This window comes from Geminisphaera colitermitum TAV2, from assembly GCF_000171235.2.
Taxonomy (GTDB): Bacteria; Verrucomicrobiota; Verrucomicrobiia; order Opitutales; family Opitutaceae; genus Geminisphaera; species Geminisphaera colitermitum.
In genome coordinates this window covers 1-900 of sequence record NZ_ABEA03000043.1, presented here as the reverse complement: position 1 = coordinate 900, position 900 = coordinate 1, and the positions used below count along the sequence as shown (strand labels likewise).

Sequence of the window (900 nt, the reverse complement as noted above, 5' to 3'; positions counted from 1 at the left end):
GCGACCGCTGCGGATTTTACCCAGAACGAAAAACTCCAGTTCGAAAAAGAACTCCTCGGCTTCTACGTCTCCGGGCATCCGCTCAACGACTACGACGGCCTGCTCGAAGCCATCGATTCGCACTTCATCCACGAACTCCTCGAACAGCCCGACCGCACGCCCTTCCGCATCGGCGGCATCGCCGGCACGATTGCCAAAAAACTCTCCAAAAAAGACAACCGCCCCTGGGCCGCCTTCTCGCTCGCCACCAAGGAGGCCACCTTGCAACTCAACATGTTTGCCGGCGCCTTTGCCGAGACGGGGCACTACATCACGGACAACGCGCAACTCATGATTTGCGGCAGCGTGATGGTGAACGAGGAAGGCCCCCGCCTGAACGTCAAGTCCTGCCATCCGTTGGAGTCCTACGTTGCGACCAACGTCAAAAACATCCTCTGGATCTTGTATCCAAATCATCCTGATGCGCCTGATTTTTTGCGTCTGGCGCGTGCCGAGATGGAGTCCACGCCCGGCAGCCTGCGTCTGGCGTTCGGTTTTCTTTTTGATGATCGCGTGGTGGCCGTGACCGAGACCAGTAGTGCGTTGGGCTGGCGGCTCAACGTGGCGAAATTCCACCAACTGCACAACCACCCTGCGGTCGCCGGCGTGCAAATCGAGACCAAGCCCATGGAGTTGCCGCAGCCCGCCTGGAAGCGGCGCTAAATTTGGAGGGCGGGTCTCCCGACCCGCCGACGGCGCGAAGCGCCGCCCATCATATCCGTTTAGAGCATTGTCGGTTCAATTTGTCGCAAGATTTAAGAGATCACGCAGAGACACAGAGACGCAGAGAGGTTCTTCGACATTTTCAATGGCTCGACATGGAGTGCGGCGATTCATCGCCGCTTTCGACGGGTCGTTTTA

The 900-nt window shown here is 58.2% G+C and carries 1 pseudogene; it reads left to right on the top strand.

Annotated features, from left to right (window positions below):
* Positions 1-702 (top strand): annotated as a pseudogene (locus OBACDRAFT_RS05730) (DNA polymerase III subunit alpha); the annotation flags it as partial.
* Positions 703-900: the final 198 nt, after the last annotated feature.